Source organism: Leptospira weilii serovar Ranarum str. ICFT (genome assembly GCF_000332415.1).
Taxonomy (GTDB): domain Bacteria; phylum Spirochaetota; class Leptospiria; order Leptospirales; family Leptospiraceae; genus Leptospira; species Leptospira weilii_A.
In genome coordinates, this window is the sequence record NZ_AOHC02000026.1 from 198,034 (window position 1) to 220,567 (window position 22,534).

Below are 22,534 nucleotides of genomic sequence, written 5' to 3' on the forward strand. Positions count from 1 at the left end.
CTAATTTACAAAAACATAAAATCCGGAATTCAAAAATTACTTTAAAATCTCGTCCTGTCGTCCCATCAGTTTGATCCCGAGCCTCGGACCGATTTCTTGGACGATCCTCGAAGCGATGTAATTACCCCAGCGAGCGGACTTCTCCAAACTGAAACCGTGAGTGAGTCCGTAGAGAACTCCCGCCGCAAAACAATCTCCCGCGCCGGTCGTATCGATCGGTTTTACCGGAAATCCGTCCACGTGAGAAACGTTTCCGTTCTCCGCAAAATACGCTCCGTTTGCGGAATCGGTCATAAACACAAGAGGGGACAGAGCCGCGATGAACTTCAGAGCTTCGAGTTTGTCTTCTTTTTGAGAAAGGGCTTTGGCCTCTTCCACGTTGCAGAATACGATATCGAAGAAATCTTTTGTTAAACGAACAAAGTCTTCGCGCGAACGATTCACACAAAACGGATCGCTGTATGTGTAAGCCACTTTGACCCCGTTCTTTTTGGATTCTTCCATCGTCAAAAGAGAAGCCTCTTTGGTTCCCGGTCCGTCCCAGAGATAACCTTCGATATAGGAAATGCCGGAAGCCTTGAGCTTGGGCAAATCTATATCCGATTTTTGTAATGTGATGGAAATTCCCAAGTGAGTGAGCATCGTTCTTTCGGCGTCGGGTGTGGTGAGAACCACGCAGGTTCCCGTATGACCCTGATCTTCCGGAGCCACTTCAAAGAGAATACCCGAGTTCTCCATATCTTGTTTATAAAATTCTCCGTAAGTATCTTTCGATACTTTTCCGGTATAAGTTCCGGTTCCTCCGGAATTGGCGAGTGCGATCATCGTGTTCGCCGCGCTTCCTCCGGAACGAAGTTCTTTTTTGCGCCCTTCCAATGCGGTTAAAACTTCGCCTTGTTTTTCCGCGTCGACCAAGGTCATGATTCCCTTTTCAAATCCCAAACGTTTGATCAATCCGTCTTCCGTCGGGACTAAAATATCCACGAGTGCGTTGCCGACTCCGAATACGTCGTAGTGTTTCATCGATTTATCCTTTTCTTTTCCATTCGATCAATTCCCAGCCGGTGTCTTCCCTAAAAAAAACGCATTCTCCACCCAACGCGTTTTTCAGAAGTTCCAAAAATTCTTCCAACCGTTCGGTGATAACTCCGCTGAATAAAAAATGATCGGTTTTAATAGATGCAATTTTTTGAATATTCGCTTTTAATACCGCGAATGTGATGTTGGCGATCAAAAGATCCCAGGTTCGCTCCTGAACCTTCTCGTGATCGAAACCGCCCTCTTCCACGACCAAAACATCGGAGGAAATATCGTTTTCGTCCCGATTGAAGGAAGCCGATCGTACGCTGTTCGGATCCACGTCCACCGCAAGGACCAAAGTCGCTCCCGACTTCGCGGCTGCGACGCTCAAAATCCCGGAGCCGGTACCGACGTCCGCGACTCTTTTTCCGGAAAGTCCGAGGTTTCCCATTCTTCCCAAAACGAGTCGGGTCGTTTCGTGATGCCCCGTTCCGAACGCAAGCCCCGGATTGATGAGCAAGGGAAAAATCCCTTCCGGTGTTGTGCCTAACGCGGTTTCCTTTTCCCAAGTGGGTATAACTCGGTACGAACCTACGATAAAAGGTTTATAAAATTCTTTATACGCTTCTTCGTACTCTTTGGTTTCGATCCATCTGGATTCCGAAAAAAAGGTTTCGCCCGCGTTTGCTTTTAGATAGATGAGAATTTTGGTTTCGTTTTCGCGATCTTCTTCCGCGAGATAAACGCGGAACTTCGTATCGTCCGAGATGATTTCTTCGTGAGGGGCGCGCGGCACCTCTCGGTCAAACAGGATTTCGTAATATCCAGCAACTCCCAACTCGTCCAAAAAAGAAGTGAAGTCCTCCGAGATTTCTTTCGGAATGTTTAATATGATTTCTCTGTATCTCAAATCGGCTCTCGGGTCTGATCCAAAATTTCCGCGTCAACGGGTACGTCATCTCTGATTTCATTCGTTAGGACGTAAGTCCGAAAGTCCTTTACGATCCAAACCCAGATTCCCACAAAAAGCGCCGTGGAAAGCCAGCCGCCGAACCTCGACTGCGGAAGAACGAAAAAGTTAAATAACCCGTGTTGAGAGACCGCGAGTAAAAACGCTAAAAACAAAACAAGAGGTCTGTCCTTCGGTTCCTTTCGATTGGATTTTACAAACGCGAGTGCGAAACATAAATTGATGAGGAAGTGCGCGTTCGAAGACCGAATCGTCCTTCCCACAAACATCGCGATTCGATCCTCTTCCTTGGCGTTAAAGATGTAGTTTGCGTTTTCGATTCCGGCAAATCCGAGCGCTACAAATCCTCCGATGAGAACCATTTCTTTTTTGAACGTATAAGTCTTCCAATCAAAGGCAAAAAGAAGTCCGCATAAAAGAATCAAGATCCCCTTGCAAAACTCTTCCATCATCCCCGCTTGGATGAACGCGATATGCGCCGTTTGTGTGAGAATGTGTCCGCTGCGTTTGGGCGCCGCGATTTTTACGTCCGGCCAAAAGATCGGATGTAATTTCAAAACGATCTCCGTGGAAAGATAACCCAAAAAAAGAGCGAGAAGTATGAGAAAGATCCTTTGCCTCGTATTCTTTTCCGGAAAGAGTAGGATCAAAAAAAATCCCCAAGGCAAAACGGAGAGAAATCCGAGTAACGCTACGTCGAAACTCATAACTCCTCCATATAACGCCCGTCATACATCGTTACGAGTTCTTTCTGCAACGAAGTCGGCATCGCTTCCGGATCGATACTTCCGTTCCAAAAAAGTTCCGTCACTCGAACATAACCTTTCGTTCCGGGTGGAGGCATGAGCGGTGAAAGGCTTTCGATGAGTTCCAAAGTCATCTGATCCTGTTCGGGATATCCGGAGGCTTCGACCAAATCCACGTCCACAACCTCTCCGTCCGGAGTCACCGTATACGCGACCACGGAGGAATAATTGCGAGGCGCCCGCCTCCAATATTCCATAAAGGACTCGGGGCCGCGCATCTTTGCGGAGATATAATTCGAATACGTGGAAGGTAATTTTTTTCCTCTGACCTGTTTGACTTCTCCCTTCACCCTTCCTTCTTCCGCGGGTTTATCGTCGGGGACTTTCTCTCCTTCTTTTTGAGTCGGAGTTTCCGTTCCGGATACAACGCCTCCGTTTAGGCCCTCCACTTCGTTGGGAAGATTGGGATCTATAAAATAAAATTCCAAATTCTCCGGAGTAAAATGAGTTCTTTGTCTTTCCATTTCCTTTTGTTTATTTTTTCTCTGAAGAGTTACCGGTATGATCAGGATCAAAGAAAGTAAAATGAAATGGAGAAGAATACTATATGATAAATTACTAATAAATGTATTTCTAGGAGTGGAGTCGTCCGGTTCCGAACGAAAGGTTCTACCGAGAAGAAACTTGGAAATGATGTGAATTCCGATCATTCCGCCCAAGAACACAAGAATCGGAACGACACTCGAAGTGATCGCAAAGAATTTTTTATCGGCGATTCCGGGTTTGAGTCCCATCGACATGAGAAAACGAATTCCATCCGCGGGTTCGAGCCAGGAAAAAAACGAAGTGGCGAAGAAGAGCAAAAGAAGAAGGTATAAAAATAGAATCGAAAATCCTTTCCATAAATTTCCGAGATAGATATATCCCCATCCCGGAAGGATCCAATCTCTGACTTTTGTGTATTTCTGTTTGTGTCGGCCCCATTCTCCTTGAAAACCGGAATGACGCGCGACCCGAGCCTGACGTTCAAAAAGTTTCCAAGGTCTTCTAAAAAGAAAGAATTGTTTTCCTCTGCTTAAAAGCGTATCCCCCGCGATCAAAACGGAAAAGAAATACAAAAAACTGTCCTCTAAGATCCCGAGTTGTCCGTATTCCAACCGATAGGCATCTTGAAAGACGAGCCTCGACGTCAGATAACCCGCGACGAGTAGGACGAGAATCTTATAATGAATTCTTTCGATCTTTTCTTCCGGAACAAAAACGTTAAAGCGAAGCGTCGACTTACGTTTCCTTTGTTTTCTAAGATAAACGGAATGCGCTACAAGAATCAAAAGCCCGACAAGAACGTAAAATCCGATCAGCCATTCTCCCAAGTCCATAACGAGCGCGCGGACAAAGGCTTCCACTACCGGAAATAAAATGACGGAGACTTCCAAAGGATACAGAATACCCCAACAAAAAATTTGAAAGAGCAGGGAACCGAAAGCGGAGGAACGAACCTCTCTGCCTTTGGGAAAGGCAAAGAGTACGCCGAGTGGGAAAAAAATTCCCAGACCCAGGAAAGGAGAACTCCAGGATAAAAAATTGATTCCGAAGATGACTAGTTTCTTTTTCAGGCAAGGTCTCCTTGGACGTTGCAAAACGGATTTCTATCAACCATTGGACCCGAACAAGGAGCGTAGGCAAACAAGAAATCCTTCGAAGTGAAGAATTAAAATACTTTATTCCGAAGTCCCGAACGAAATTCTGGACGCATGGAAAAGAAAGAAAGCCTCGATTCCTCTTTGAAGGAAATTGTATCCGTCTGTAAACGCAGAGGGTTCGTTTATCCCGGCTCCGAAATTTACGGAGGACTTTCCAATACATTCGACTACGGTCCTTACGGCGTCGAACTTCTCCAAAATCTGAAACAACTCTGGTGGAAATTTTTTGTCCATCTCCGCGAAGACGTGGTCGGTCTCGACTCTTCCATTCTCCTCAACCCGAAAGTTTGGGAAGCCTCCGGTCACGTTTCCAACTTTACGGATCCTTTGATCGATTGTAAAAACTGTAAGACCCGAATCCGCGCCGATAAGTTCCTGGAAGACCAAAAGGGAGAAGGGTTTGCAACCGGACTGACTCTTGTAAAGATGAATCAAGTCATACAAGAAAACAACTTCGCCTGTCCGAACTGCGGTCAAAGAGGAACTTTCACCGAAGCGCGGGACTTCAATCTCATGTTCAAAACCTCTCACGGCGCGAGCGCGGAAGACGCGTTAGACATCTATCTCAGACCGGAAACCGCTCAAGGAATCTTTTTAAATTTTAAGAATGTGGTCTCGACAACGAGAAGAAAAATTCCGTTCGGAATCGCTCAGATCGGTAAATCTTTCCGAAACGAAATCATGGCCCGTCAGTTCGTTTTCAGAACGAGGGAATTCGAACAAATGGAAATGGAATTCTTTTGCGAACCCGGAACACAGAAGGAATGGTTCTCTCATTGGGTGGATTATTGTATGCGATGGCTGACCGAACAGGTCGGAATCAAAAAGGAAAACCTGAGAATCAGAGAACACGAAAAGGAAGAATTGTCTTTTTACAGCGAAGGCACTTCGGACATAGAATTCAAATACAACTTCGGCTGGGGAGAACTCTGGGGTATCGCTTCTCGAACCGATTACGATCTCAATCAACACCAAAAATTTTCCGGCGAAGATCTGAAATACCAGGATCAGGTTCAAAATAAAAAATACGTTCCGTTCGTCGTCGAACCCGCGTTAGGCGTAAACCGTCTTTTTCTCGCGGTTGTCGCCGACGCTTACGAAGAAGAAAAACTTCCGGACGGGGAAACCAGAACCGTTCTTCGTTTTTCTCCTAAGATCGCTCCCGTAAAAGCCGCGGTTTTTCCTTTGATGAAAAAGGACGGCCTGCCCGAAAAGTCCAGAGAGATTTTTGCGGACCTCGCCAAACTCGGAAACATAGAATACGACGACGGCGGAGCGATCGGGAAACGATACCGCAGACAAGACGAAATCGGAACTCCTTTTTGTATAACAGTAGATTATGATACTCTAAAGGACGATACGGTTACGGTAAGAGAAAGAGACAGCATGTCTCAGGAAAGAGTTCCCGTAAGCGGGTTGAGATCCTGGCTTTTGGAAAGATTGTAAGTTTCATTAACCTGAGTTCGAAATTCGACGAAACGGGTTCGACTTTTAAGATATCTCCACGACGACCAGAGTGAGATCGTCCTGGATGGGAGCCCCTTGCAAAAACAGATTCAAATCCTTTTGTATTTTGGAAACCTGATCTTCGGGACTTAAAAAAGAGGAATCGCAGATCGAACTCAACAAACGGGTTTCTCCGAACTCGTCCTTAGCCGCGTTGAATTGTTCGTAAATCCCGTCCGTAAAAAGATAAATTCGATCCCCCGTTTTCAGTTTCACTTTTTCGGTATAATATACGAAGTCCTTCTTAAGTCCCAAAATCGCCCCGGTTTTATGCAAAAGATCCGTTTTCCCTTCCCTCAAAAGAACCTGGGGAGGATGACCCGCGGAGGAATATTCCATCGTATGATTTTTTACGTTGATATCCGCCACTACGCTCGTGATATACAACGTCTTAAATTTTTCGAGAATGACAATATTCAATTCTTTTAATAAAGAAGACGGAGTTTTTTGGCTCTTTTTCAAATGTTCGTATTCGCTTTTGATCGCCATCGTGATCAGGGCGGCCTGCACTCCGTGTCCCGTGGCATCCGCCACGAAAAATCTGTAAACTCCGGGACGAATCTCGAAAAGATCGTAAAAGTCCCCGCCGACCTCGTCCATCGGTTGGTAGGAAACCGAATAAAGAATCCCCGGAAGAACGGGATGTTCCGGGAGAATACTACGTTGGATTTTTTTGGAATACAGAAGATCCTTTCGTATAATTTTCAAGGATTGCATCAATTCCTCGGTGCGAAGTTCCACCTTTTTTTCCAGTTCGGCGTTTAGGCTCGTGATGTCTTCGTATAGTTTAGCGTTTTCTAATGAAATCGCCGCCTGCGAAGAAAGAATTTCCAGGATTTCCAACCGATGTTCGTCGAACACGTCGTAGGTGAGACGGTTTTCCAGATAAAGGACGCTCAAAATTTTTCCCTGTTTTGTGATCGGCAGACAAAGCAACGACTTCGGTTGTTTGGTTACGACGTAGGAATTTAAGGAATGCACGGACTCTTTGGAGGACGTATTGTTCAAAAGTATTCTTTGTCCGGAACGATAACAATAATAAACGATTTCGACAGGCAACAACTCCGGCGCGTGATCCAAAATCAAGGATCCGGGAAGAATATCCTCCTCCTCTATATCCTGTCCAGTCTCCACGTACAACCCGCCCTTTCTGGGAAGGATCAAAAACCCGCGAGTCGCTCCCGCGTTTTCCATGATCGTTCGCATTAATTTTTTTAGAAGTTCGTCCTGTTCTATGATTTCGGAAATGGATTGGGAGGACTTTAAAACGCTCCTAAGATCCAAATTTTCGGCCGACTTTAGGATCGTATCCAAAAGGGCTTCCTCTCTCGTATGCAAAAAAATTCCGACGTCCTCCTCGTGTTGTCTCATTTCCTGGATCCGATTCGCCTTATCGGAGGCGCCCCAGGTTCGGTACTGTTTTTCCGCGATTTTCAAAAGATAATTCGCGTATTGTTTTCTTCCCCTTCTCAGTTCCCATGCGCCCGCGTGTTCGTGGACGATCGCCTTTCTCAGATTACTTTCGTTCTTTTGAAGGGAAGATAAGGCCAGCTCGTAGAAAGTGTCCGCTTTTGCAAAGTCCTTTCGATATTCATTATATTCCGCTTTTAGAATGCAATAATAGGATTTAAAATTTTCCGGAAACGTTTCCGACCAGGTTTTGAACAGGGAGACGGATCTTTTGATAAAGAATAAATCCGACCAAGTTAGTTTTCCTTTCGTTTGAGCCGAACGGATCAAGTGAAGGGATTTGTAAAATCTGTATTCCGAATATACGAAAATCGTTCTGGACCTTTCCAGATCGGTCGCAAATTTCGAAAAAATTCTCAAACCCTCTTCCCATTCCCCTCGAAGATACGTTTCCTTTCCTCTCAGGACCGCATACCAGGTGTTCGCCGTTCCGTTGGCGTTCGGAATCAGGACTTCCCGTTCGAAAGTTTCCGTGGACATTTCCTTGTCCTTATAAATCACGTTCTGCCCGGAAAGGTTTCCCAGACTTCGGATTAAAAAATCGGAGCTGGCGGCGACTACGTAAACCGTCTCGTAACCCAATCGTTCCGCCCGTTTTGCGTCCTTAATTAGAATTTCATGATACGATTCCGAATTGTCCGAGGAATAAAGTTGATAAATCGAATGTGCGATCAGGGAAAACGCCGCCCAAAGATAATCCCCGTATTGAATACACTTTTCGTACGCTTCTTCCGCGAGTAAGGGCAGCTTGGCAAACGGATGTCTGTAAAAATCGAGAAGCATATTTTTTCCGAATAGATATCTACCTCGAACGCGGTCCGCATTGAAGATCTGAAGGACATGTTCCCCGAGATCCCAGTATCTAAGCGTCGTCTTAAAATTTCCGGTCGTCACAAAAAGAAGGGAACCGAATCCGGCGTAACCGAAAAAACTGACCGGAGAATTTCCTTCCCTGAGAGTGATGTTCATCAGTTTTAAAAATAAGAATACGAACAACTTACTATCGGAATGTTTTCCGTAGTTCAACATATTCGTAAGAATGTTGATGGTTTCTATCTTATGAGGATCCTGATTTTTTTTCGCTTCCCGCAATTTTTCCGGACTTCTTCCCCTTTGATAGTAAACCATCTTTAAAAATTCCAGGATGAGAACCCAAACTCCGGGTTTTTCCGGAAATTCGACGTTCAAGGAACCGAGCGCTTTTAGACCGATCCGATACGCTCCTTCCAAATCGTTTTTTGCGTTCATCACTTCCAATTGCATGAGATAAACGTCCGCGATTTCCATCCGATCCTTCAGTCTCGAAAGCAAAACTTGAACCGCATTCTCCGCTTCGAAAGTTTTGGAAAGAAAATAAGCGGACTCGGCAAAGGACTTATAAATCTGAACGCATTGATCCTTCTTTTCCTTCCAGGATTCATCCGTGATCTTTTTTTTGAGAAGAGTGAAAAGGTTATAAGCGTTGTTAAACGCCGCCGAATGTTTCGCCGAATTTCCGGCGAGGATAACGTAATGATTGAAGGTTTCTATCTCTTCCTTTGAGTTCAGGATTTTTTGGGACTTGATGAGGTGGTTTGCGATCTCGGGAATTCGTTCCTGTTTGGGGGAAAGCCGATCCGATTCGATCAAAAGACGAGCGAGATCCTTATGAATTTCGGCCATTTCCTCGGGAGCGATCGATTCCCAGATCACCTGGTTGATCTTATCGTGCGAAAAACGAAACGCGATTCCGTCAAAGACCCTATTCTTGTCCGGCACTTCCGTATTCTCTTTTTTTAATATTTGCAAAACCGGATAAAGACTTACCTGCGATTCCTGATAGATGATGATTCCCTGTTTTATACATTCCCGAATTCCGGTTTCGATGACTTCCGGACGATCCTGAAAATATCGATACAAAATTCCCAGATCGAAAAGGTTCCCCACACAGGCCGCCACTTTCAGGAATTTTTGCGTATCTTCCGGAAGTCTCGTGATCTCTTCGGTGAGAAGATCCAAAACGTTTTCGGTCACGGTTTTTTTGACGATTCGATCCCAGTCGAGACTCCAAATTCCCGGACCCTTTTGATATCGTATAAAGGATTCCGTATATAAGGTATTGAAAAACTGATTGAGAAAGAAAGGATTTCCGTTCGTCTTTTGATATAAAATTTCGGTGAGTTTTTTGGTGTCCTCCTCTTTCAAATCCAAACTGTCGGTCACGTAACTTCGGATCATCGTTTGATCCAGGGAATTCAAGGAAATTTCCTGAAGAAGAATTTCCGAATTCAATATTCTTTCCCGAAAAGAGTTTAGAAAATCGGAATGTTCTTCCTCGTTTCTGCAGATAAATACGAACAACATCCCTTCCCAGTCCGTCTGCCCGGTTATGAACTCGATCAGAGCGAGCGACGCAGGATCGGCCCACTGGATATCGTCTAATATCAGTAAGGCGGGATTGCGCCGATTGAAACAGACGGATAAAAATCTTAGGATTACGATGAATAAAAACCGATCGTCCTTTTGGCTCCGGTGTTCCGACAAAACGGGAGAGATTCCGATCAGATTGCCGATCTCCGGTATGAATTGGGTCATAAGACGTACGTTGTCTCCGAGTTTTTCCCCGATCTCTTTCCGGAAGGATTGGATTTCGTATTCGGGTTGGGTCAAAAGGTGATTGGACAATTCGACTAAGATCTGTCTGAGAGCGAAGTACGGAATTTCCCTTTTGTCTTCCTCGAACTTTCCTTTAAAACTTCGTAATGTGTTCAGTTCTTTGGAAAGAATCGTATCCTGGATCAAAAAAGTTTTTCCGGTCCCGGATTTTCCCTTGATCAGAATGGCCGCCTTTACCCCGGAATAAACGGACGAAATCGCCTCTTCTATAATTTCCTTTTCCTTATCTCTTCCGTATAATTTTTCGGAGATTCGAAACTTATCTTTTTTTTCGGTAAAACCGGGAATGAATTCCAATACGCTTTTTTGAGATCGGATAAAATCGTAGAGAGTTTTCAGATCGTACAAAAGGGAATCGAGCGAAAAATATCTTTCCTCGGGCATCTTGGAAAGAAGTTTCATTACGAGATTCGAGATCGGAACCGGTATTTCTTTTCTTTTTTCGAATACCGGAATCGGAACTCGGGCGATATGCGAATGTATGATTTCCAACGGATCGTCGGATTCGAAAGGAGGTTTACCCGTCAAAAACAGATAAAACAAAGCGCCGACGGAATAACCGTCGGATCGAAAGTCCACAGAACGATTGAGCCTTCCGGTTCGTTCCGGAGAGCAATAAGCGAGTAACGTAGGAGAGATCTGTAAGGGCGCGGGATTTCCTTTTTCTCCTATGAGCAAAGAAGAGGAACCGAGCCACGCGAGAACGGAGGTTTTCGTATCGGCGTTGTAAAAAAAGGAATTCGGACCGATCTGATTGTGAAGAATACCCTGTGAATGAAGACGAACCAGATTTTCCGTAACCAAAAGCGCAATTTGAAGAAATTCCTCCACGGACAAAGGACCGACCTTGGAGATATGATCCGATAAAAGGGCGCTTTCCAGATTTTCATAAACGAGGCAGTACTTATCTTGAATTCTTAATATACGTTCCGGTTTTAGAATATGATTATCGGAGATCAACTTTCCGATTTCATATTCGTTTAAAAAATAAAAAGAATCCTCCTCTTTCGTTTTTTCCTTTTGAATTCTAAGAATTTTTGTTTTGGATTCTCCCCTTAAAACCCCTCTGTAAACCGTCGAGACGTGATCCTCCAAAAGGATTTCCTTTGTGTGAAAGGAAGTCGGGTTGGAATTCGTTCGAATCGACATCTGTAATCGTTTATTTTCCGGTTTTTGCAAATAGATAAACGTAATACGCGTCCGCTATAAAAACCAATACCCCCAGACACAAAACGAAGTATTCCTTAGGGAAATAGAGAAACAAAAAGATCGTAAAAAACGCGGTCCCCAAAAATTTACACCACGCGATCGGATAGGAAAAAAGTTTGTTGTCGTTCATCGAAAGAAACAAAACCGGATACATTGCGGAAATGAATAAGTTCAGAATGTACGCGGAATTGGAACCGGTGAACAGATCGTAACGATTGACGTAATACGTATAGATCAACGCTCCCCAGGAGACCAATAAGACCAACAGTAAAATTCTATATTCTGATGTACTAATGGATATTTTGAACTGCTTTTGTCCGTATCTGTATACGTTGTAAAAAATCAAAACGTCCAAAAGAAACGCGATCTTATAACCCCAATTCAAAACGATTCCCATGTCTTCCTGGATGACAAACCCCCAGAGAAATTCCCAGACGATGTTTCCGCAGGCGATAAAAACCGGCATTTCCACGAATTGTTTTCGGGTCGAGTCCACGATCAACGCGAAGTAGACGTAGGCCCAGAAGATCACTCCCGTAAATAAAAATATGTTTTCAAGAAGAGTGAATTTTCCCAAATAATAAGGGTCGGTTAAGAATTTTTCCCAGAATCCCATCTTTATACTCCCCAGTTTCCCTTCAGCGAAGGAGGAATTTCGAATTTCGCCTTCTTACCCTTGTAATAAAAATTGTCCATACCTAAGATCAGTTTGGATGAAAAGTGAGAGGCAAGTTTTTGAAAATGATCGTTTTTACTTAAGGTCTGATCGAAGTCAGACATGATTTTTTCGATGATTTCTCCTAGGATTTCCTTCTCTTCCCAGGGTAGTTCCAGAATCTCACAGTTTTCTTTTCCTAAGTATTTCTGAAGAAAGTACAAAGGAACCCCGTCCAATAAATTTCCGGGAACCATGTATTCCATAAAATCCAAAAGAGACTGAGCGAGAATTTTTCCGGCCTCCGATTTTCTTCTTTGATCTTCAAAGATGGAAAGTCCGAGCGCGTAAGCCTCTTCGTAATTGTCCGGTGATAATTCGGGAAGTACTCCGAGGATATGACCTACTACTTTCCAGAGATGAATGTATGCGTCTTTTTCTTCTTCATCCAAAGTGATTCCCGAGAAGTTCAGTCCTTCCAAGATCAAACTCGAAAAGGATTGTAAGGTTCCAGCCATGTCTTGTTGATTGATCGGTTCCCCCCATTCCTCGTTCCATCTTTTCGATTCGATTATAAAGTGACGAATCGATGCGTGCATAAGCCTTACCTTTTGTGCGACTCGAATGCCTTCTCCTCCTTGCGAAAGTCCTCCCGCTTGTAAGATGGATACTACGAATTGAGTCGTTTCCATCAGTCTTCTAAAAACTTTTTGTGTGGAGCCGTTCTCTTCCACGAGTCTTCCCGTATGGACGAGAACTTCCGCTCCGTTGCCGCATGTATAGGCCATAGGTAACGACTTACAACAGAGAATCATGAGGATCTGCGGGCCGAATGTCGCGAAGATCCGTTCGGCGATTTGAATTTTTTTAAAATCGGTCCATTCGGGAAGGACGCTCGTTTTTTCAAAGTATTCCTTAAAGTAGGAAGGGAGTTCCGCGGGGATGAATCCGAAGTTCTGCGTTAGAATATTGAATAAAGCTAAACTTTTCAGTTTATCGTTTTTGTCGGATTGGAAATACTCTAGGATTACCCGATCCGCGTATACGTCGGTTATGGATCTATACTTTGTAAAATTTTGCATTCAACTTTCCTCATTCGAGTCACAAACTTTACGAAACCGCCGAAATGTGAAAAGAAAAATAACTTTTCAGAATTCCAAATCTACAAAGAGTTTACCCATGCACAAAGCGATAAACCTTTCGCGGTTCGGTCTTAAAATTTTACTCTTCGTCGGATTCGCAAATTCGTTGTTCGGCGTGGGAATCTTTCAACCTTCCCATAACACTCGATATGCGGGAATGGCGGGAGTCAATCTTGCGATCGGAGGTTCTCCGATGGACATCGCTACCAATCCCGCAAATCTGACTCGAAATCAAAAAGGCGGCCTCGAATTCGGGTTGGGTCTTCCCTACATTCGTTCCCAATATAAGGATCGACTTGCGGATACTAATCAGGAAATTGCATATAATAATTCTCAAAATTATAATATTCTTGCGCCCTTACCTTATTTCGGTCTGAACCTTCCGATCACGGATCGTTTGAACTACGGAGCGGGAATTTACGTTCCGGGCGGAGGGAGCGGTCACGTGGACGGAATTCTCAGAGTGACTCCTAACGGACAATCTTTCAGAGATTGGTCCGGCCTGGACGTTCCCGGACCGTTCGGCGATACGAGGAAGATCAAAGAAGATTTGTCGACCACCTTTTATGTCGTAAAAATGACGAACGCTCTCGCGTATCGATTCGGAAATTTTTCGGCGGGTTTCGGAATCGAAACGATTTATTCCAAACAAATCGCCTATCAAAAATTTTACGATCTCACTCACACGCTGGAAATTCCGGGTCAGGGTTTCGATTATAGGAGCCGGAACGCGTATTCGATGGGGGCTATATTCGGACTTTCTTATACGTTTACGGAACGGTTTCGGGCCGCGTATTCCTACCAGGCCAGAAACATCCTTCCTTTGGACGGTGGAATGCAGATAGGAATCGGAAACGTAAACAATTACAGAAGGACCGGAGTTTCGGCTACCTTCAATCTTCCCGAAAAACACGGTCTCGGTTTTTCTTTCGGAGGAGATTCGCTACGAGTCGGTATCGATTTTCTTTACTACAATTACAATTCCTACAATCAAACTTTTAAACAGACATTGGAAGATCCTTGGTTTCCTACTCCATTCGGAAAAACGAATACGATCTCTCAAAACATCGCCTATCATGATTCCTGGGCGGGTGCGATCGGTTTCGAATACAAGACGGATTCTTTTGTGTATAGGAGCGGTTATCGTTACAATACAGGTGTGGTTCGTTCGGAAGGGATCAGCGCCTTGCAGGCGGGAATTATGGTCCAACAACTTGCGACCGTGGGTTTCAGTTTTCTTTCCGGAAGGTGGAGTTTTGATTTTGCGATCAATTATCTGTTCTCCAGGAAAATCGTCGCGACTCAAGGAAACGATTGGGCGGTATTTCATTCCGTGTTCGGTCCCAATGACATTCGAATTTTAAACTATTCTCAATCTTTGCAATCGGACGTACCCGCGATTTTATTCGGCGCTTCTTATGCGCTGTTCTAGGCGTTAGGCGTTAGGGGTTAGGCGTTAGGGTTTCAAGGCGCTAGGGGTTAGGGGTTAGGGTTTCAAGGCGTTAGGGGTTAGAGGTTAGGCGTTAGGGTTTCAAGGCGCTAGGGGTTCAAGGCGCTAGGGGTTAGGAGCTAGGGGTTAGGGGATTTTCCGAAAAGAGCGATCAGACTTTAAAAAAGGCTGATTTTCAAATTCTGTAGAATTTCTAATTTCTAAACTCTAATTTCTAATTTCTAAACTCTAAACTCTAATTTCTAAACTCTAAACTCTAAACTCTAATTTCTAAACTCTAATTTCTAAACTCTAATTAGAGCTTTGTCCCAAAACCTACAAGGAAATTTGCAGGAGTTCCCACATTTTAGATGTTAGGGGATAGGCGTTAGAGGTTAGGGGGCTCCGCCTTCTAAACGCTCGTTTATTTTTGCTCGAAGCGGGAGTTGTCGCCTAACGTCTAATCCCTCGCCCCTAACGCCTCGAAGTAGTAGTTCCCACATTTCAGGTTTTGGGACAATCTCTAAAGCGCCTACTTATATTATTGATATCATGCGATAAGATGAGTTGTTTTATCAAATTCTAAAGTTATACTGAATAGAGATCGATCCGTTTCCATCCGAAATTCTAAGGTTCGGTTATGGTAGAATTTTTATGAACCAAAAATCCGCTTTATTGTTTTTTTCCCTCCTTCTTACGACATCACAATGTATCGTTCATCCTCCTGACAAACCCGGGCCCCCGTTTGCAATGCTTCGGTACTTTTTCAATCCCGCTACGGATGAAAACCAGGAATCACAAACTCCTACCGGTAACGTATCCGCCCCCACTCCAGCCCCTGTTTTCAATTTGAGTGCAATCAGCGATACGGGACAAACCCAATGTTGGACTGCGGCCGGAGTGGTAACCGCGTGTGCAGGTACCGGACAAGACGGAGAATTTCCAAATACACCGAGCCCGCGCTCCTTTACGGGACCGACGCAACACTCTCAATATACGACAAATTACACGACCTTGGACAACGTACGCGGACTTGTTTGGAAAAGTTGCCCCGAAGGCCAAAGCGGGCCGACTTGCGCCATTGGCGCGGCTACTGCAATGGATTGGAACACCGCGACGATTGTGGGAGGACCCGGAAGTTGTTCCGACTTAAACGCACAAAATGGAGGAAACGGTTACGCGGGCAGAACCAATTGGAGGATTCCCGAAGCCAAAGAATTACTTAGCCTCTACCATTATTCGAATGCCCCGACCCATATGGAAAACGTACAGTTTCCCAATACGGATACGACCAATCTTTATATGACCAATACGACTGATCCGCTTAACGCCGCTATGGTCTGGGTCATTGATTTTTTAACGATAGGACTTCCGATGCAGCCCTTTGTAAAAGTCGGCGGGAACGCATTTTTACGCTGTGTTTCCGGAAACCCTACGCCCGCGTTTTCGTTCTTAGACAACGGAAACGGAACCGTAACGGACCAAAATACGAAACTACTCTGGTCGAAATGTGCATTAGGAAAATCGAATACAACTTGTGCCGTCGGAGTTTTGTTTAGCGGAAACCGACAAGCCGCAATCAATGGGTGCGGTAACTTAAACGTCGCAGTATTTGCCGGACGGAACGACTGGAGATTGCCTAACGTCAACGAACTTTTGAGTATAGTGGATCATTCTGGCGCCGGAAATCCTGCCATTCCCGCGGCCTTTCCCAATTTTCCAGCCAACACCACATTTTGGACCTCCACGAACGACGAAACAACTCTCACACAGAGTTTAGCGATCAATTTCAACGGAGGTACTTCGATCAGTATCCCGAAAGCCGGAGCAGCGAGCGGAATTTGCGTTACAAATCTCTAATTAGAGATTAGAGATTAGAGATTAGGAGTTAGGGGTTAGGAGTTAGGGTTTCAAGGCGCTAGGAGTTAGGAGTTAGGGTTTCAAGGCGTTAGGGGTTAGAGGTTAGGGTTTCAAGGCGTTAGGGTTTCAAGGCGCTAGGGGTTAGGAGCTAGGGGTTAGGGGATTTTCCGAAAAGAACGATCGGACTTTAAAAAAGTACAATGTCCCCGACCTGAATCGATCAGATTGTGTAATCTTCAACGTAGACTTTTATCTTTTTGAAACGGATATACACGATTTCGCCGGGAAGCAGATTGAGAGATTGAAACTCCGAAGAATTGAGTTGTGATTCCAAAATCGCACCCGTATCCAAACGTTTGAGATCGATCTTTACGGTTCTTCCGGTCGAGTGGATGTATTGAATTTCCGCGGGAATCGTTTGCCCTTCGATCGGCGCTCTCAAAATTTCCACGTCGTAAGGGCGCACGTAACCGACCGCGGATGCGTTTTCGATTTCGGAATGTTCGGGTGCGTCCACCTTGATTTCTCCGAGTTGTGTTTGCCCGCCTTGAACCCTTCCGTGAAACAAATTGACGTCGCCTAAGAAATGAAATACGAAAGAATTTTTAGGATGATTGTAAACCTCGTCCGGAGTTCCGACCTGTTCGATCCTACCCGATTTTAAAATGACCACCCGATCGGAAACTTCCAAAGCTTCTTCCTGATCGTGAGTCACGAACACGCTCGTGATATGAATTTCGTCGTGAAGACGTCTGAGCCAGTTTCTCAGTTCCTTTCTGACCTTTGCGTCCAGGGCCCCGAACGGTTCGTCTAACAGTAAAAAACGAGGTTCGATGGCGAGCGCTCTTGCGAGGGCGATCCTTTGTCTTTGACCGCCGGAAAGTTCGGAAGGATAACGGCCGTGAAAATTCTCAAGTTGAACGAGTTTCAAAAGACTCATTACCTTTTCGTAAATCGCTTCCTTGTTCGGTCTTTCCGATCTTTTTCTCACTTCGAGACCAAAGGCGATATTTTCAAAAATCGTCATATGCCTGAAAAGCGCGTAGTGTTGGAATACGAAACCGACCCCTCTGTCTTTCGCGTTTTTTTTACCGACTTCCCGACCTTCAAAGATCACCTGACCTTCGTCGGCGTCTTCGAGCCCCGCGATGATCCTAAGCAAAGTGGTTTTACCCGAGCCGGAAGGACCGAGAAGAGCGACTAACTCTCCCGAAGGAACCTCCAAAGAAAGACGATCGATGGCGGTAAAATTGTCGAATCGTTTTACAAGATTCTTAACTTCGATTCCCATAACTATACCTCCCCTTGGAGTGACGTTTCTTTTTTTACGATTTTGATCTTTCTGTCCAAGATCCGTTTCGCAACCAGAGTGATTAAGGATAAAAAAACGAGAAGAGAGGCGGCGGAAAAAGCGGCCACCGAATTGTATTCGTTGTAAAGAACTTCGATTTGTAAAGGCAACGTGTTCGTTTGTCCTCGGATATGTCCGGAAAGAACGGAAACGGCCCCGAATTCTCCCATGGCTCTTGCGTTGCAAAGAACGATTCCGTATAACAACCCGTATTTGATTCCGGGCGCTACGATTTTAAAAAACACTTGGATCGGAGAAGCTCCTAAAAGAAGTCCGGCTTCCTCTTCTTCGATTCCGGTCGAATCGAGTAAAGGAATGAGTTCTCTCGAAACGAAAGGAAGAGTGATAAAAACCGTCGCGATCACAAGCCCCGGAGTGTTGAATACGATTTTGATGTCCATTTTTTCCAACCAAGGTCCCAACCAACCTTGTCTTCCAAAAAGAAGAATGAAAATCAAACCGGAGATCACGGGCGAAACGGAAAACGGAGAATCTATGATCGTAAGAAGCCAACTTTTTCCCGGAAACTCGAAACGCGTCAACGAAAACGCGGAAACGATTCCGAAGATCGTATTCAAAGGCACCGCGATCGAGACCACTATAAGCGTCAGTTTGAGAGCGGACACGGTATCGGGTTCCCGAATCGCTTCCCAATACGCGTCAAAACCTTTCGAAAACGCCTCGTGCAAAACCGTATAAATGGGAAGAATCAAAATTAGTCCGGTCAATAAAAAGACCGTTCCGATCAGAATACTTCGAACGAATAAGGATTCCCGTCTCATCCCTTTCTCCTTGCGGCTACCGTTTGAAATATATTAATACTTAATAATATACTAAAGGAAATTACGAGCATGATGAATGCGATTCCGGTCGCCTCTTCGTATTCGTACTGTTCTAGTTTGGTGACGATGAGCAAAGGAAGAATTTCGGTTTTACCCGGTAGGTTTCCGGAAATGAATACGACCGATCCGTATTCTCCGATCCCTCTCGCAAACGCCATCGCAGCTCCCGTGATCAACGGCGGAAGGAGTTCCGGAAAGATCACCCTTCTGAAAATCTGCCAACGATTGGCCCCCAAACAATAGGCGGATTCTTCGAGTTCTTTCGGAAATTCCTCCAAGACGGGTTGAACCGTTCTCACAACAAAAGGAAAACCGATGAATACGAGAGCGATCACGATTCCGGCCGGAGTATATGCGATTTTGATCCCGTAAGGATCCAAAAGTTTTCCGATGATTCCGTTCGGAGTATAAATCGTAGTGAGAGCGATTCCCGCAACCGCGGTCGGCAACGTAAACGGAAGATCCACGAGAGAATCGAGCAAGGATCGTCCGGGAAAACGGTAACGAACCAAAACCCAAGCGAACAAAAATCCGATCATAAGATTAACGATCGCGGCCACCGCTCCGGCTCCGAAACTTAAATAAAGAGCGGCTAAAATTCTTTCGTTTGTGAGAAGTTTCCAAAAACCTTCCCAACCGATTCCGGAACTTTTCAGAAAAAGAGCGCCTAACGGTATGACGACGATCAAACTCAGATACGTTATCGTTACGCCTAACGTGAGACCGAAGGCCGTCTTTCCGTAGGGTTTGGTTCTAAAATTCAAAGTGGACACTATTTTTTCTATTTAAAGTTAAGAATTTTTATTTAGCGGTGATCTGATCGAAAATCGCTCCGTCCGAAAAATGTTTTTCCTGGGCGTTTTTCCAGGAACCGGCGACGTCTCGGATCGTAAACAGTTTCAAATTCTTGAATAAACTTTTATATTTGGATGCGATACTCTTATCGACGGGGCGATAGAAATTTTTCGCGATCGTTTCCTGACCTTCGGGAGTATATAAGAATTTCAGATAACTCTCCGCGACTTTGAGCGTATTGTGTTTCTCCGCATTTTTTGCGACAACCGCGACGGAAGGTTCGGCCAAAATACTCACGGACGGAAATACGATTTCAACTCCGTTGTTCGAATCCTTTGCGGTTTCGCGTAACGCGAGATGAGCCTCGTTTTCCCAAGAGATCAGTACGTCTCCGATTCCTCTCTGAACGAACGTTGTCAAAGAACCCCTCGCGCCCGAGTCCAACACGAGAACGTTCGCATAAAGATTTTTCACAAACGCTTTCGCTTTTTCTTCCGACCCGTATTTTCCTTTTGCGTAACCCCAGGCTGCAAGATAATTCCAACGCGCCCCTCCCCCTGTTTTTGGGTTCGGAGTGACGACCCCGACCCCGGGTTTTACGAGATCGTCCCAGTCTTTGATTCCTTTCGGATTTCCTTTTCTGACCAAAAATACGATCGTAGATGTGTAAGGAGAACTTTGATGCGGCAGTAAATTTTCCCAATCGGTGGAAAGAAGTTTCGCTTTTTCGGCGATCGCTTCGATATCGTGTGCGAGCGCGAGAGTTACTACATCCGCCTCGAGTCCGTCGATGACGGCCCTTGCTTGTTTGCCGGAACCTCCGTGAGATTGGTTGACGACTAAGTCTTCTCCGGTTTGTTTTTTCCAATGGGCCACGAAGAGTTTGTTGATCTGAGAATACAATTCCCGAGTGGGATCATAGGAAACGTTCAGGAGTTTGGTCTCCGAATACAATGAAAACGAAACCGAGAACCATAAAATCGTGAATAAAGAAATTCTTAAAGACTTGGATTTCATTGGACCCTTCCTGGATAAATCTTACAACAAAACGGACAAAAATCTAATTTATTAGATAATTGGGTCCAATATCTTGGGGGCTTGTTTAAAAGTAAAGAAATTTGTGCGCCGAATGGATAGTGCGACTGCACACGGTCCATAACCAAAAACCCGAGCGAGCGGCGCTCCGGATCGCAGCGCCAGGGAGTGAGATTGAGTTACGAACGACCCAGGAAACTCAGTGAACGCCTTCCTATGGGTTGGCGTTCAGGGAGCGAACGCACTCGAGTTTCTGATTCGCCCAAGATTTCAACCGTCGAACTCACGTTAGGTAAGTTTTTGAGATAGAGCCGATTGAAAATACGATTTGAGCGAATTTTACCTAACCGGGAATTTGAAGTCCGGTTTCAACCAATTTTTAACGAACGCAACCGATTTTGAGATGACTCTCAATCATTTGTTTCACAAACTATCTATATTTTTTCACAAATTGTGATTGACATGTTCTATAGTAATCACAATTTGTAACGCTGTGACAAATCCAAATCCGAATCCGAATCCGAATCCGGAACGGAAAAGGACCGGAACGATGGTCTTTTACCGAAACCGGAATTCAGATTTGTTACGGCCAAGGCTCCAAGAAAAGATGAAGGGAAAAGATACACAAGGCAAGACGCAATTAGTCCGCGGTGTAACGATCTTTGTAATGGCTCTGATCGTCACTTTTGTATGGTCACGCCCAAATCTCATCCCGGACCCTCTAAAACAAATCTCAGAAACCGTAAAGGGCAACTTAAACCAAGAACTCATACAAGAAACCGGAAATACCAGGACGATCCCAATCCAAGAAAGTGCGAACGGCACAAATCAATGGGAATTGGCGGTTGCAGCGTTAGAAAAGGCGCGTGAGAAAAACGGGGAAACCGTAGTAGCGGCGATGGAAAACCCGAACGCCAAAGAATTCAATTCCATCGATTCTTTCCATGAAGAAACGATCGTTCGGGAATTAAATCCGAAACCCATTCGTGAAGCAGAATATGAATTATATAAATCGAATATTCCAATTCTGGAATCTAATCATAAATTTATTCATAGCGATACAACCGCCAACTTAAACCAAGAACCCATACAAGAAGCCGCATACGAATTAGATAAATCGAATATTCAAATCCTGGAATTATCGAATTCGGAATCCATACAAGAAACCGCAAATTGGGAATGGGCCGAAGATTCGTATCGGATACGACTGCAAGAAAACGTGAACATCGAAAGATGGGCCTGGGAAAACATCCAAAAAAAACAAAACGAACTCCATAGGGGCGGAAACATTCGGAATCATCCGCCGTGTCTTGTGGCAAACGAAACCGCGCGCCTGTTGTATCCTCCGAGCAGAGAAGAACAAAGAAAGAACAAGGACCGGAAGAAACAGAACGTTACCCGAATGTTTCAGCAGGAAAACCGGAATCGCCCGGAGCTGCATCAGAATTTCATAATATTCCAATCTCCAAGAACCGATCGAAAACTAATGCATTATTACGCGATCCGTATGAACGGACCGCCCCCGACAATCCACAAACAGGTGTAAAAACATGAGACTGAGCAGAACCACAGAAATCCAGCCGACAACGGATAAAGTCCAACGCGTAGCGCTTCGAGGCGTTAGGGGCGAGGGATTAGACGATGGAACAACCGCGCTTCGAGGCGTTAGGGGCGAGAAATTAGGCGTTAGGGAACAACTCCCTCTTCGAGCAAAAATAAACGAGCGTTTAGAAGGCGGAGTATACCCCCCTAACCTCTAACCCCTACTCCCTAACATCTAAAATGTGGGAACTCCCGCTTCGAGCGCTAAAACCGATCTGTTTTGGAACAAACTAGTTCCAAAAAGTAGTCAGTGGTCTCACGATCCTCGCCTTCTATATGTCGTCTTTATCCTACCGATAACACTTTTAACGGACTTGAACGCGCAGAGTGTGCCGGTCCTTGGATCGACCAAACAATTTGCAAGCGACGAATTAAAACCATACGTGGACGCGGCCAAAGCGAGCGCAACGGATTCGGGAACATACATGAACGCGGTAACGGGCGGGGAACAAGTCTTAGAAGCGACCTGGGAAGCGAACGTGAACGCGGAGATCGAAGCGATCGTGGGCGGAGTGACAAACTCGGACACAGTCAATAACGTAAA

General features: G+C 45.0%; 15 protein-coding genes and 1 pseudogene. 5 read left to right on the top strand and 11 right to left on the bottom strand.

What is annotated here, in order from left to right; all coding sequences use genetic code 11:
• Positions 1-36 precede the first annotated feature (36 nt).
• Genes LEP1GSC060_RS08745 through LEP1GSC060_RS08760 form a run of 4 tightly spaced genes read right to left on the bottom strand, consistent with a single transcriptional unit; the run spans position 37 to position 4,376 of the window.
• On the bottom strand, positions 37-1,023 hold the full coding sequence (locus tag LEP1GSC060_RS08745) for an adenosine kinase (protein ID WP_003000981.1): 987 nt from the start codon (positions 1,021-1,023) through the stop codon (positions 37-39).
• Between the two features lie 4 nt (positions 1,024-1,027).
• Entirely contained in the window at positions 1,028-1,930 is a 903-nt protein-coding gene (locus LEP1GSC060_RS08750) for a 50S ribosomal protein L11 methyltransferase (RefSeq protein WP_003000767.1), read from the bottom strand.
• On the bottom strand, positions 1,927-2,697 hold the full coding sequence (locus LEP1GSC060_RS08755; RefSeq protein ID WP_003000945.1) for a PrsW family glutamic-type intramembrane protease: 771 nt from the start codon (positions 2,695-2,697) through the stop codon (positions 1,927-1,929). The genes LEP1GSC060_RS08750 and LEP1GSC060_RS08755 overlap by 4 nt, the downstream gene beginning before the upstream one ends.
• The gene (locus tag LEP1GSC060_RS08760; protein ID WP_003001213.1) at positions 2,694-4,376 is read right to left on the bottom strand and encodes an energy transducer TonB family protein; all 1,683 of its coding nucleotides are present in this window, start codon (positions 4,374-4,376) and stop codon (positions 2,694-2,696) included. The genes LEP1GSC060_RS08755 and LEP1GSC060_RS08760 overlap by 4 nt, the downstream gene beginning before the upstream one ends.
• A 114-nt stretch (positions 4,377-4,490) precedes the next feature.
• Here LEP1GSC060_RS08760 and LEP1GSC060_RS08765 point away from each other — a divergent pair, with 114 nt between their 5' ends.
• Positions 4,491-5,885: a glycine--tRNA ligase gene (locus LEP1GSC060_RS08765; protein ID WP_003001215.1), complete on the top strand. Its 1,395-nt coding sequence runs from the start codon at positions 4,491-4,493 to the stop codon at positions 5,883-5,885.
• 45 nt (positions 5,886-5,930) lie between these two features.
• Here the strand turns inward: LEP1GSC060_RS08765 and LEP1GSC060_RS08770 are convergent, their stop codons facing one another.
• The 3 genes from LEP1GSC060_RS08770 to LEP1GSC060_RS08780 are packed head-to-tail and all read right to left on the bottom strand — an operon-like array spanning position 5,931 to position 13,016.
• Positions 5,931-11,219 (bottom strand): trifunctional serine/threonine-protein kinase/ATP-binding protein/SpoIIE family protein phosphatase, encoded by a 5,289-nt coding sequence (locus tag LEP1GSC060_RS08770; RefSeq protein ID WP_003000929.1) that lies wholly within the window; start codon positions 11,217-11,219, stop codon positions 5,931-5,933.
• Between the two features lie 10 nt (positions 11,220-11,229).
• Positions 11,230-11,895 carry a transmembrane-type terpene cyclase gene (locus LEP1GSC060_RS08775; protein WP_003000761.1) on the bottom strand — a complete coding sequence of 222 codons (666 nt, stop codon included), beginning with the start codon at positions 11,893-11,895 and terminating at the stop codon, positions 11,230-11,232.
• 2 nt (positions 11,896-11,897) lie between these two features.
• Positions 11,898-13,016 carry an oxygenase MpaB family protein gene (locus tag LEP1GSC060_RS08780; RefSeq protein ID WP_003001190.1) on the bottom strand — a complete coding sequence of 373 codons (1,119 nt, stop codon included), beginning with the start codon at positions 13,014-13,016 and terminating at the stop codon, positions 11,898-11,900.
• A gap of 97 nt (positions 13,017-13,113) precedes the next feature.
• On the opposite strand from LEP1GSC060_RS08780, the gene LEP1GSC060_RS08785 reads away from it, so the two are divergent.
• Both LEP1GSC060_RS08785 and LEP1GSC060_RS08790 read left to right on the top strand, forming a co-directional pair.
• On the top strand, positions 13,114-14,508 hold the full coding sequence (locus LEP1GSC060_RS08785) for an OmpP1/FadL family transporter (RefSeq protein WP_051061419.1): 1,395 nt from the start codon (positions 13,114-13,116) through the stop codon (positions 14,506-14,508).
• A 651-nt stretch (positions 14,509-15,159) separates the two neighbouring features.
• Entirely contained in the window at positions 15,160-16,365 is a 1,206-nt protein-coding gene (locus LEP1GSC060_RS08790; RefSeq protein WP_003000848.1) for an Lcl C-terminal domain-containing protein, read from the top strand.
• Between the two features lie 220 nt (positions 16,366-16,585).
• On the opposite strand, the gene LEP1GSC060_RS08795 is transcribed toward LEP1GSC060_RS08790, so the two are convergent.
• The 4 genes from LEP1GSC060_RS08795 to LEP1GSC060_RS08810 are packed head-to-tail and all read right to left on the bottom strand — an operon-like array spanning position 16,586 to position 20,370.
• A complete protein-coding gene (locus LEP1GSC060_RS08795; RefSeq protein ID WP_003001129.1) occupies positions 16,586-17,656 on the bottom strand; it encodes a sulfate/molybdate ABC transporter ATP-binding protein in 1,071 nt (356 codons plus the stop codon).
• 2 nt (positions 17,657-17,658) lie between these two features.
• The gene (gene cysW / locus LEP1GSC060_RS08800; RefSeq protein WP_003001230.1) at positions 17,659-18,498 is read right to left on the bottom strand and encodes a sulfate ABC transporter permease subunit CysW; all 840 of its coding nucleotides are present in this window, start codon (positions 18,496-18,498) and stop codon (positions 17,659-17,661) included.
• On the bottom strand, positions 18,495-19,331 hold the full coding sequence (cysT, locus tag LEP1GSC060_RS08805; protein ID WP_003000871.1) for a sulfate ABC transporter permease subunit CysT: 837 nt from the start codon (positions 19,329-19,331) through the stop codon (positions 18,495-18,497). Before cysT ends, cysW begins: the two co-directional genes overlap by 4 nt.
• Positions 19,332-19,359: 28 nt before the next feature.
• Complete coding sequence (locus tag LEP1GSC060_RS08810; protein WP_036095881.1) at positions 19,360-20,370, bottom strand: sulfate ABC transporter substrate-binding protein; 1,011 nt, start codon at positions 20,368-20,370, stop codon at positions 19,360-19,362.
• 625 nt (positions 20,371-20,995) lie between these two features.
• Here LEP1GSC060_RS08810 and LEP1GSC060_RS08815 point away from each other — a divergent pair.
• Together LEP1GSC060_RS08815 and LEP1GSC060_RS20300 are read left to right on the top strand one after the other, a co-directional pair.
• Complete coding sequence (locus tag LEP1GSC060_RS08815) at positions 20,996-21,934, top strand: hypothetical protein (RefSeq protein ID WP_036095884.1); 939 nt, start codon at positions 20,996-20,998, stop codon at positions 21,932-21,934.
• A gap of 296 nt (positions 21,935-22,230) precedes the next feature.
• A pseudogene (locus LEP1GSC060_RS20300) lies at positions 22,231-22,534 on the top strand (hypothetical protein); the annotation flags it as partial.

What these genes read in the sequence shown, in the direction of transcription:
- LEP1GSC060_RS08745 (WP_003000981.1), bottom strand. Translation starts at nt 1,023, where the DNA reads ATGAAACACTACGACGTATTCGGAGTCGGCAACGCACTCGTGGATATT.
- LEP1GSC060_RS08755 (WP_003000945.1), bottom strand. Translation starts at nt 2,697, where the DNA reads ATGAGTTTCGACGTAGCGTTACTCGGATTTCTCTCCGTTTTGCCTTGG.
- LEP1GSC060_RS08765 (WP_003001215.1), top strand. Translation starts at nt 4,491, where the DNA reads ATGGAAAAGAAAGAAAGCCTCGATTCCTCTTTGAAGGAAATTGTATCC.
- LEP1GSC060_RS08770 (WP_003000929.1), bottom strand. Translation starts at nt 11,219, where the DNA reads ATGTCGATTCGAACGAATTCCAACCCGACTTCCTTTCACACAAAGGAA.
- LEP1GSC060_RS08775 (WP_003000761.1), bottom strand. Translation starts at nt 11,895, where the DNA reads ATGGGATTCTGGGAAAAATTCTTAACCGACCCTTATTATTTGGGAAAA.
- LEP1GSC060_RS08780 (WP_003001190.1), bottom strand. Translation starts at nt 13,016, where the DNA reads ATGCAAAATTTTACAAAGTATAGATCCATAACCGACGTATACGCGGAT.
- LEP1GSC060_RS08785 (WP_051061419.1), top strand. Translation starts at nt 13,114, where the DNA reads ATGCACAAAGCGATAAACCTTTCGCGGTTCGGTCTTAAAATTTTACTC.
- LEP1GSC060_RS08790 (WP_003000848.1), top strand. Translation starts at nt 15,160, where the DNA reads ATGAACCAAAAATCCGCTTTATTGTTTTTTTCCCTCCTTCTTACGACA.
- LEP1GSC060_RS08795 (WP_003001129.1), bottom strand. Translation starts at nt 17,656, where the DNA reads ATGGGAATCGAAGTTAAGAATCTTGTAAAACGATTCGACAATTTTACC.
- cysW (WP_003001230.1), bottom strand. Translation starts at nt 18,498, where the DNA reads ATGAGACGGGAATCCTTATTCGTTCGAAGTATTCTGATCGGAACGGTC.
- LEP1GSC060_RS08810 (WP_036095881.1), bottom strand. Translation starts at nt 20,370, where the DNA reads ATGAAATCCAAGTCTTTAAGAATTTCTTTATTCACGATTTTATGGTTC.
- LEP1GSC060_RS08815 (WP_036095884.1), top strand. Translation starts at nt 20,996, where the DNA reads ATGAAGGGAAAAGATACACAAGGCAAGACGCAATTAGTCCGCGGTGTA.